The organism is Mycoplasma tracheobuteonis, assembly GCF_054456995.1.
Genome location: NZ_JBTKTG010000003.1, coordinates 48,746 through 60,537 on the forward strand (window position 1 = coordinate 48,746; position 11,792 = coordinate 60,537).

5 protein-coding genes are annotated in these 11,792 nt (G+C 26.2%); 1 reads left to right on the forward strand and 4 read right to left on the reverse strand.

Translation table 4 applies throughout. From position 1 onward, the window contains the following. Positions 1–23: 23 nt before the first annotated feature. The 4 genes from ACX1M8_RS01325 to ACX1M8_RS01340 all read right to left on the reverse strand — a co-directional run bounded on the left by ACX1M8_RS01325 (position 24) and on the right by ACX1M8_RS01340 (position 9,350). Complete coding sequence (locus ACX1M8_RS01325) at positions 24–1,319, reverse strand: IS3 family transposase (RefSeq protein ID WP_458836637.1); 1,296 nt, start codon at positions 1,317–1,319, stop codon at positions 24–26. 14 nt (positions 1,320–1,333) lie between these two features. Next, positions 1,334–2,767, reverse strand: coding sequence for a hypothetical protein (locus ACX1M8_RS01330; protein WP_458836638.1), 1,434 nt, complete (start codon positions 2,765–2,767; stop codon positions 1,334–1,336). A 386-nt stretch (positions 2,768–3,153) separates the two neighbouring features. Then, complete coding sequence (locus ACX1M8_RS01335; RefSeq protein WP_458836639.1) at positions 3,154–4,866, reverse strand: lipoprotein 17-related variable surface protein; 1,713 nt, start codon at positions 4,864–4,866, stop codon at positions 3,154–3,156. Between the two features lie 200 nt (positions 4,867–5,066). Then, positions 5,067–9,350, reverse strand: coding sequence for a coiled-coil domain-containing protein (locus ACX1M8_RS01340; RefSeq protein WP_458806956.1), 4,284 nt, complete (start codon positions 9,348–9,350; stop codon positions 5,067–5,069). 291 nt (positions 9,351–9,641) lie between these two features. On the opposite strand from ACX1M8_RS01340, the gene ACX1M8_RS01345 reads away from it, so the two are divergent. Continuing rightward, positions 9,642–11,747 (forward strand): hypothetical protein, encoded by a 2,106-nt coding sequence (locus ACX1M8_RS01345; RefSeq protein WP_458836640.1) that lies wholly within the window; start codon positions 9,642–9,644, stop codon positions 11,745–11,747. The last annotated feature ends 45 nt before the right edge of the window (positions 11,748–11,792 follow it).

Consider the following 11,792-nt stretch of genomic DNA (forward strand, 5'->3'; position numbering starts at 1 on the left):
GTTTTTTATCTAGATAAGCCGAACTAATAAAGATATTCAGGACAATACCTTTCGTTTAAAAAATTAATGTATTCGTTTGGACTCATGTAATTTAAGGTTTTAATTGGTCTCTCACTATTTCAATATTCAACATAATTATCAATTAATTTTTTTACATATTTGATATCAAGCTTATTGATGTTATATTGAGAGAAAAGCTCCTCACGAATTCTTCCAAAAATATATTCTATTCATAAATTATCATTTGAATGACCTACTCTACCCATAGATTGTTTTACACCTATGGATTCTAAATAAGCTCTTACATTCTTTTCAAAATATTGAGCACCGTGATCGGTATTCATTATTTTTACATTTAAATCTTTCAATTTTGTTATATCTTTATAAACTACATTTGCTGATTGGTTATCACTTAATGTATATGCAATAATCTTGTGTGTTTTAATATCAGAAATCATATGCAAATGATAATGTTTATCTTTATTTTTTATAATCATGAAATCTGCAGAAACAGCTTCAAAAGGTTTTAATTCTTGACGTTTTTCAAAATCTACAAGATATCCAAAATCATCTTTTGTATTTTTCTCTTCTTTGAACTTTTTAGGCTTATTCTTAGTGCTATTTACATATAGGTGTGAGTTTGACATTATTTTAGATACGGTTGGTTGTGATATATTAATTCCAAATTCTTTTTTAATTAAGCCAGAAATTTTATCTGATCCTATATTTCCTTTGTGAAGATTAAAAACTTCATTAACTAAAGCAATCATTTCAATTTCAGTAACCTTTGAATCTTTTCTTTTCTTGTAGCCAACATTATTTTTTCTATCGTAAAATCTTGAACGAGAAATACCAAAAAGTTTGCATAAATTATTTATAGATGCACCACAATTATTCTTTTTGTTTTTAATCTTTTCAATAACTTCTGAAACCTTATTATTTCGTTCTTTTTTGGTAGAATCTTCCCCTAATAATTCATCTAATAACACATTTAAAATAATTTCTAAATCTTTTTGGGAGATATTTGTTTTACCTTTTACATTACGATCTTTATTCTTTTTCTTACCTGTATTCATACTTTTAAAATATCTTTCTTTATATTTTTTATTGTTATAAGTATTATAAGGTAAAAATTCAATAACTTTTCTATTCGTGTACCTTAATGTATTCCGTTTGAACTGATTAAATCAATGTTTGAAGGTTTTTGCTTCAGTTCACCCATAATCGAGTTCTTTTTTATAAATTTCTTTCAATTCTACATCTTGTGTTAAAAGCATTAATGATTTAGAAAATCTACTAATTCTATGTCATTGTCCCATGATATTTGTACCATTTAGTTGTCCCAGATACCTTTATTAATTCGAGCATTTGAATAAATATATTCTCTTTCTTTTGTTACGGTTCCATCTGGATGTTCAACCTTCTTATCATCATATCCATCACCAATCATCACATCATTGTATTTTTTACGTGTTTTGAATTTAATTGTTGTTAGAGGAATAGGTCTTATGTTACCAGCATATCTATTTTTGTCTAAAGCTGAATAGTAATTAAAGGCGAAATAAGTTCCGATATTATTGTCTAGTGGATTATAGCTTTTACCAAAAACTTTTTCTGAGTTATTATATTTCTGTGTATCAAATGCAACACCTGCACCTATACCAAAATATCTATTATAATCATGGCCCATATTAAGTTCTCAGTCAGGAATCTGTGTTCTACCTAAAATTGTATTTATATCATAAGGAGCAAAACTTTTTCAGCCATTTTCCTTTCCATAGTCTTTTTTATCAGTAGTTATAATTTCTATAGCATCTATACCAGGTCTTTCGTCACCTATTTCAGGGATTATTGGTATAAAGAAACTATTTTTATCATCCCCTCCATACATTCAATTACCTTTTCTTAGAGAACCTGAATCAAGAGGAAATTCATATTTATATTTATTATCAGCTTTACTATTAATATCTCTTACAATGTAGTTATCTATAGTATCTTTTTTGTCATCAGGTCATAGATTAAAAGTTTGATCTGCTGAACTATCAAATTTCCCATTTTTATCATTAAATCTTAGATATAAACCATGTTTTCCTTGAACATATTCATTTGTATCATACATAGTTCCTTCAGCATCATATCCTGAATGTCTTCTTCTATCGGTTTCATTATGAATTTTAAATAGATGATCATTATTACCTGGTCAGATAGTTTCATAATCTTCAGTACCCATATACTCCATTTTGATAGATAATGTACCTGGCACAATTTCTAAGTCATTAGAAAGTGCGAACCCATATGTACGAGTTCCGAAGACATATTCGTTTTTTCATCAGTTGTTAGAGTACATTGTCATTACACCATCAGTCAATGTACCTGATTCATAAATTAATTCTCAAGTTTGCTCATCTTTATTTCAATCATCTTGAGAAGGTTTATTAGCAAACTTTACTAATCTTTCTGCATTAGGAATACCTTTGTTATTTTCAGTTGTTTCTGAACCAAAATCACCATAATCATTTCTGTTTGAAAAACCATAGATCTTATTTGTTACGTTTTCATATTCTTTTTTGTTATCAAATCTGTTCGCATCAACCACTACATCTGGAATAAAATTTTGTTCTACTGTAGTTACGGCTGCAGATTCAGTTTCATTTGAACCTGAAAATAAGGCTAAAGGTAAGGCAGAAATAGCTGATGTTGTCGCTAGTGTTATTACAGCTTTCTTTAGTTTTTTATTTTTAGATTCACGAATATTATTTGGTTTCATATATACTCCTTTATTTATAAAAGAATTAAATTACATTAATAATTATATTAAATTTTTAATTTCATATCTTGTTTTGCAAAACGTTCCACAAATTTAAATCTTTAAATTATTTTTTGAAAAAATCAGTAAAAATATCCAAAAACATAGATAAATTATGTTATTTTTATGAAATATTGTCTTTTTGAAATAAATTTAAATTTTTGCATTTTTTAATAATAGATAATTTAATAAGCATTAATCCGTAAAACATAAGGATCAATTTATAATGAAAGTAAGGTTTTTATAATAACAATATCTGCATACTCAAAACATACTTTTTTAGAAAAAAATGCGCTTATAATCAAGTTATAAGCACATAGATTTTTATATTATTGGGTTCTATTATTTTAATTACTTGTCGCAGGGTTATTTGTTACATAAATACTTGCTGAGCCAGGAATTTGAATTGTTTCATCAGAACCATCTTGACCATTAATTCCTATTTCTAATTGATATTGTAATTTAAAGTCTAATCTGTCGTATTCACCATTAGATAGTTTAAAATCATTAAATTTAACTAAATTTAGACTCATAGAATTAATTTGGAAACCATTTTGATTTGGACCAATTAATTTTGTCGCTAGATCTATTTGGAATGGATCGTATTCATCACCTATAACACCTGTATCGCCATTAAATAATGCATTTATATAAATTTTTTTATTAGCAGGGCTAACACTAATTCGATCACCATCTTGTGAGCCTTCTACATCTCTTATTATTAAGATATTATTATTAGAGAAAATACGTCTAAATTCAGGACTTGTTGAAACAATTTCATAATTTTCTTTATTTTCCACTTTTTTATACTGATCAATTAATTTAACAAGGTTTTTGTTGCTTTCTTTTAATTTTGCTGAATTAACTACAACCACAAATATCTTTTTCAAGAGTTCTGGTGATACTTTTAAAAAGCCTGTAAGCGTTTCTTCTTTAAATGTACTTGATTGATATTTTTCATCACTTCTATTTCCTTCAAATGATAAAGAAATATTCATTGTTAAAGTACCATTTATATCATCAGCTCTAAAGTCAGATTCTAGACTTATAGGAATTTCGTTATATGTATCAAATCCATCTGTTATAGTAAATAATTCACTTGTTAGATCAACGCCTTCTAATTTTCTTCCTTCGAAATATGAAGCATAATATTTAGATATTTCCATACCATTTTCATTACGTTGGACTTTATTTTTTAAAACATAATTTAAGTAATCAGTTTCGTTATAAGAAAGCCCTGATACACTACGTTGATTTGATCCGAAAAATGCTGCTTTGGTAACAGATGTTGGATTATTACCTTCAATCATGGTTCAAACATTATAATCAATGTTTATGTCTACTACATAAGCATCTTTGTTTTTAACAACTGTGAATTTTTTAATATCAAAGTTATTATTTGTTAATAAATCATTATTTTCACCATTTGAATATATACTAAAATCACTTAAATAAGGCTTAATATCATTATATGGTTTATTTATAAAGTATTCAGGTTGTTTTTTCTCAGAAATTATTTTATCTGTATTAAACTTAATTGTTATATTTGATACAACTTCATAAACATATAGTCCACTCAATTCAAATGTTATGTTCTTTAAATCAACATCCTTAAATGTTCCTTCAACACCGAATGATAGGGTTCCTTTTTCATCTGAAAATGATTTAACTAAGATTTTATTTATCTTATAATCTTGATTACTGAATGATTTATTATTTATAGCATTATAAACATCATAAGCACTCATTTTATTGCTTAAATTTAATAGTTTTAACAATTCTAAATGTTTATTAATTGCTACACCATTATGATTTCCACCTTGTATTGAATTAACATCTATATTTGCATTAGGATCATCTCCTTGAGGATCTTTTGTTCCACCATCAGAAGGATTTTGCCCGTTTCCATTTTGATTTTCTGACCCACCATGTTGATTATTATCAGGTTTTTTAGTTTCCTCACCTTGAGTTGATTTGTTTGCACATGCTACAGCTGTTGCTACTGTTCCAAGCCCTAATAAAGAACTAAAACCTAAAAAGTATTTTTTCATTTTTCTCATAATATAACTCCTAATAGAATTTTTTACTATTATACTTTAGTAACATATTATTCCAAATTTACTCCAGCACTAGAACATAGGGAAAAATAATGAAAAAGTGCTTATAGTTTTACCTATAAACACTAAAAATTAATATTTATTTCATCTAATTATCATAATAATAAGTGAATTAAATGTTTTTGTTAATATAAAAATATGTCTTATTCTGTTGTTTTCTTCAAAGTATAAGTTATGTCGTATGTATATTTAATATCATTAAAATCTTTTGATATTAATTCATATTTTAAGTTTAATTTGCCTGAGGCATCATCTGCTGTTACTTCAATTAAATTTACATCGAATAATTCTTTATTGTAGTTGTAGAATTTAATTCCCTTTGCCTTAGCTTGTGATGGTAATAAATTAGCATATTCTACGTCAGAAGTAATACTATTTATAACGTTTGTATATTTAAATAATTCGTAGATATTATTCTTTTTCTTGTTTTCGCTTGAAATTACAAGTTTTTTATTGAAGTAAAGGTCTTCAACCAAACGATTTCATTCGTTACAAATATCCATATTAGTTCAATTATATTGATATATAAGAAATGGCGGATTCGAAGCATATCCTTGAATTTCGGATTCTTTATTTTCAATATAATTTGTCATTTTGTATTTGTTAATCGGATTCATATTCATTTCATTCGATTTAATAAAGCTCTTAAAAGTATATATATTCTTTTGTATTTCAGGCATTAATTTAGTTTCAACATAATTTTTGTCAAAAATAATGTCAGTTCCTATAGTATCTCATGCAACACCTATTAAGAAAGATATATTTCTTAATTCTGATTCCATATTATTTTTTAGCCTTTCAGCAATATCATTAAAATATTTCAAATTACCAAGGTTATTTTTTTCAATCATTTTAATAAATTGATCAGCTACATCTCTATTAATTGCTTTAATAAAATCACTATCATTCTTACTTGCATCACTTATGTTGCTTGAAATTTCAGTCGAATCATCTGTATTATGATTATTCGGATCTAATTTATTAATAAATTTTTCAAAGGAAGGTGTATAAATAGAATCATGACTAATAACATAAGATTCATTTCATTCAGGATGGTTTTTCATTATTTTAATTTTATTAATTCAATCTTCTATATCAGATTTAGGGCCTTTATAATTTTCTTTGTACTTATTAATAATATCTAATAAGTATTCTGCTCATACTTTGGCAAAATCCAAATTATCTAAATTGTATAATCTATTTCAATAGTCTTTTGATAATTCTAGAGCTTCATGTTTTAATTTTTCTATTTCGTGATTATCTATGTTTTCAATCAATAGTTTAGAAATAATTTCATTAGCCTTTTTATAATATATTTGACCTGTATCATTTCAATGTTTAACAGTTACGAAATCAAGCATTCCTAGGATCTCCTTAATTTGAAAATCTCTATATTTAGGACCATCCGTAACACTATTATTCAATCCGTGATAATAATCGTCAAATTTTTCATAATATTCTATATTATCTTTTATCTTTTTCAAATTATTTTCTGTTAATTCATTTTTATTTGCAAAATCTAAAATATATCAGCCGACATAACTAGGCAACGGTCTTCCCTCATACAATTGTTTAAAATCTTTATCAAATTCATCTAATATTCTTTGATATTTTTCTAGATTAGGGTTTGCCTTATTATTGAAGTTTTTTATTTCGAGTTCTAGATTTTTAAGCTCTTTATAATATTCTGGTAATGTTTTTTTACCAGTAAGGTTGCTGAGTGCATCAAATTTATTAGTTAGTTCAGAAGGAATATGCTTTAAAACAGAACTTCCGTTTATAAAGTTTATAATATTTCATATATTATCTTTTAGCTTTTGAATTTCCATTTGTCAAATATTGTAAATTTCACCATGCAATTGACTTATATAATCAAGATAAACCTTTATTGCTGTTAAATTTCTATGGTTTAGTTGATTTGATAAGTAATAATTAGCTATATCATTTAATAATTCATTACATTTATTAACAATAATTGATGAACTTAGTTTGCCATTTAAATGATCATATTCATCTTTATCTTTTTTATCCCAATTCATATATCATAAATAAGATTGAATTAAATCATCTAGTTCAACATTTGATATTTCAAATTGATTTAATGCATTGTTATTTGGAATATGTTTAACACCATAATCAATATTAATAAATGTTTTTTTATCACTTACAATACCTGGATACTTCTTAGATGATAATTTATAAGAAACAATTAGAAGATTAAAGTCATCCATTGGATATAAATCTTCGATTTCATATTCAAATAATTGATTATCATAATTTGAGGCATTTATATCTGAAGGAACAATAGATGAAGGAATTTTATTTTCAGTTACTTCAAATTTTAAAAAGGTTTTTTGTAGCTTATCAACTACTTGATTTTTTGATTGTTCTTCAGGTTGTTCTTCTCTCGGTCTTATTATTCTAAAACCTGTTAAAATTCTTTTATTTTTCGTTTTAAATGTTTCATTATTTTTTATTGCTGCATCGTATGTGATAGTTAATACTCCATAATAATTTTCAGGGAATAATTGAATATTACTGATAACTACGTCATCAGGGTGTTTGATGTTAATTTGTTCTATTGTTACATTTGATGCTAGTAATGATGATTTATCTCCTATAAATTCAATATTATCATGAGATGATAATGTTGAATCATAAACATATTCTTCAGCCTCTGATAAAACAACTTTATTTAATTCTTTAGAAATTGGTAATTTATAAAAATCTTCCAATGATGCTGTTTTTTCTATAAATAAATTCGGATAATTCTTAGATGTTATTTTATATTCAACAGTTAAAATACCATTTACATCATCAGAACTAATTCTTCTAATTTGATAGTCAAAAAGTCCCTTAATAAAACCAGAAATATTAATATTGTTTTTAGTTATATTAGAAGCTAATGTCTTATTTCTATTAATTTCGTTTGATATCCCTATTGTAATTAATGAATTATTCAATATTCTTCTAGTTTCATCTTCATCAATATTTAAATTTCTGAATCCGGTAAAACTTTTATCTGCTTTTAAGCTGATTTCTGGATATTCTTTTGATTTGATAATAAATGTAACGGATAATTTCATTTTAATATCATCTGCAGCAAGTTTTAATACCTCAACTTCAAAAAGATTACTATCAAACCCAGATATCACAATATCTTCTTTTCTAATATTTGATGCTGGATAATTTGATATATTGTTCTTTATAGTGCGTTCTAATTCCACACTAATTCTAGTATCAGAAAGCTTTTCCTGAAGTTCTTTTTTCTTTTTGCTGATTTTAATTTTGTCTATTTCATCTTTTAGGCTGTTCAAGGCTTTTTGTATATTTTCTTTTAATTCTTGAATGTCTTCCTTACTTTTTGCTTCTAATTGAGCTTTGATAGCTTCATCCGCCAATAAAATAGCATTATCGAGTTTGTTTTTATTTTCAAGATCAGCTAATTTATAATTAGCATCTTCTCTTGCATTTTTTGCTTCTTGAAGTTTATCTTTAAGTTCTTTAGTAACTTTGTTTAGTTCTATAGCAATATTAACTTGTTGAGAAATAGATTCTTCACCTTGAAGCCCATTAATTTTAGAAATTTGATCCTCTTTTTGCTTTTGAGTTAAATCAGATAACTTATTAATTTTTTCTATATTCAGATTCTTTACACCATTTAGGTTACTCAAGGAAGCTTCAATATGAGAAATTAATTCTTGAATGTCGTCTTTACTTTTCGACTCTAATTGTGCTTTGATTGCTTCATCTGCCAATAAAATAGCATTATCGAGTTTGTTTTTATTTTCAAGATCAGCTAATTTATAATTAGCATCTTCTCTTGCATTTTTTGCTTCTTGAAGTTTATCTTTAAGTTCTTTAGTAACTTTGTTTAGCTCTATTGCAATATTAACTTGTTCAGAAATAGATTTGTCACCTTGAAGCCTGTTAATTTTAGAAATTTGATCCTCTTTTTGCTTTTGAGTTAAATCAGATAACTTATTAATTTTTTCTACGGCTTCTTTTTGATTTTCTTTAGGAAGAATTTTATATCCAGTACGTTCAGTATCTTTTAAGATAAATAAATCAGGATATTTTTTAGATACAACTTTATAGGAAATTCTTATGCTACCTTCATTATCATTAGATGATAAGTCAACGAAAATGATATTGAAATCATCAATATTATTTCCTTTAATAATTACATTTTCTTTTTTCAAGCTCGAAGGCAGAGTATTTTCTTTTGTGCCATCATGCTTTAGCTCCACAGATAGATTTAAATTTTTAAGCTTTTCCTCTTCGAGTTTTTTAGCTAAAATATCTTCATTTTCTTTATCAATTTGTTTAGACTCTTTATTTGTGTTGTTACATGAGGAAGCAATTATGGTAGTTGCTCCAATAGTAATACTTGTTAAAGTTAATAAAATATTCTTAAATTTTTTCATATTCACTCCTACCATTATTATTCAGTTTTTTTTTTTTTTTTGGAAGCAATTTCCACAAAATGTTTTTTAGCACTATTTTTTAGTGCTAAAAATTGTGGAATAAAAATGATTATTATTTTTACGGGATGTAATTATCAATCGGAATTTAAATTATTAATCATTATAAATTCATATACATAAACATATTTACCTCAACTTTATAAATTTCAAGTGATATGAGAATAAGAAAAATAATATAATTTAAGAATTAAAAATAACAAGGAGAATAAATGAAAAAAGATTTTAAACTTATTGCTTTCAGGATTAAGCATTACTAGTGCAACAGTTGCAGTGGTATCTTGCAGCAATAAAAATGACGCAGGAAATAAAAATCCTGGTAGTGACCAAAATACACCAGGAAATGGAGATAAACCTTCTAATGGTGATGGACAAAATCCAGGCAGTGGTCAAGTAAATCCAAACCCAGAAGATAAACCAGGAGATGGAAATAAGCCTTCTAATGATGGCACACAAAATCCAAGCAACACACCAGAAAAAACAGAAGAAGAATTATATAAAGAGAAAATGAAGGAGTTAGCTTCTTATTCAGAAGAATTCGCTAACTTAGCTCTAAAGTTATTAGAAATAAATAACCTAAATGGAATTAAATTATTCAATGAATATGAAGCTAAAGTTAAAAATAAAATTTTAAATGGAGTAACAACAAGTCAAGAAGCAGAATCCTTAATTAACATAACAAAAGGCTTAATCGAGCAAGCTAAAAATATTTTAGCTAATGCAGGAACAGAAACTTATTTACAAAAATTCCAAAACACTTTAGAATTATCTAAAATGATTCTAAATAAGGTAAATAATCCTGTTTTAAATTTTGTACAAACTGAATATGACGCCTTAAATCTTTTAATACAAAAGGTTGAAAAAATTAATCCAGAATCTGTATCACAAATAGAATTAGAAGGACTTACAACTCAATTAGAAAGCGCTATTAATAATTTAATAATGGCAGTATCGCCAATTGAAGCAAAGTTTGAAGCATTAAATGTTTCTGTTAATAACATAAAGAAACTTATTGCTTCAATTCAAAACAAAGAACAAGCTGAAGCATTTTCAAATGAATTACAAAATGAAGTAGTTAATAATATCTCAAAGGCACAAAATATTGATGATCTTAATGCATTAATATCAAAAACTGCAAAAATATCAAAAGCTGTGATGTTAGAAATATCAAAAACCGATAATACAATCAAGCCTAAAGTATTAGAAGAATTTCAAATGATGGTTAAATCAATTAATATGACAATAGAACAAATTAGCACTTTTAACCCTGCAAAAGCTAATGAATATAAAGCTATATATGACAATCTATCAAAAAATATAAATGAAAACTCTTCTCTTGAACAAATTCTAGATGCACGTGACAACATCATAGAAATTATGAAAGAAATGGAAAAAATAGCTTTAGCACATATGCAAGTAATTAAAAACGTACAAAAAGCTATTGTATCTGTGCAAAATGGAATTTTATCAGAATTAACTAAACCTATTTACAATGCACTACACTCTAAACTTTCATTAGCTATAATTGATTTAACAAAAAATACTAATAAACCAACAGCAGAGTTAGAAAAACTATTAGCTGATTTCCAAAAAACAGTGGCTGAAGTTACAGAAGAAAAAAATAAGATTGATCAAGAACAAGAAGCACAACAAGCACAACAAGCGCAACAAGCTGTTACAGAAGCCAAAAATAATGTTAATAGCTTAGTGTCACAATTGCAAAATAAAATAGCTACAATTAATGCTTACGATACTGAGTTTACTACTCAAGAAACAGCAAAACTAAATGAAGCAATTAAAGGACTTGAAGCCTTAAATTCAGTATCTGAGATTCAAACTGTAAAAACAAATGTAGAAGCAATCTTAAATGAAGTCAATACTTATCTAAATTCTAGAAACAAGAAAATTGAAGAATTAAACAATGCTACTCTAAATATTAATAATGAAATTAGTAAATATAACAAGCCACTTTATAATACAGGTGAAAACAACATCTTACAACAAGCTACTGCAATCAAAGAATTATTAGCTAACTTTAATAATTTATCTCTAGCTCAATTAGAAACATTATCACAACAATACTTAGAAAAATTTAATGCACTTCAACAAACATTAAATAAACTAAACGATGATGCTCAAAAAATAGTTGATTTAGGTAACAACATTAAAAATACTCTATCACAAAAGCCCGAAGCTGAATTAAATGAAGAACAAAAAGAAATGTTAGCATACATCGAAACCTTGCCTCTAGGTAATTATGAATTAATTCAAGGTAGTCAAGTTTTAGAAATTCTTGAAAAATTAACACAATTTCAAGCTAAATTAAATGCAGCAGCTTAATAAGCCTACAAAGCGTCCTACTAGGGCGTTTTTGTTTGCAAAAAG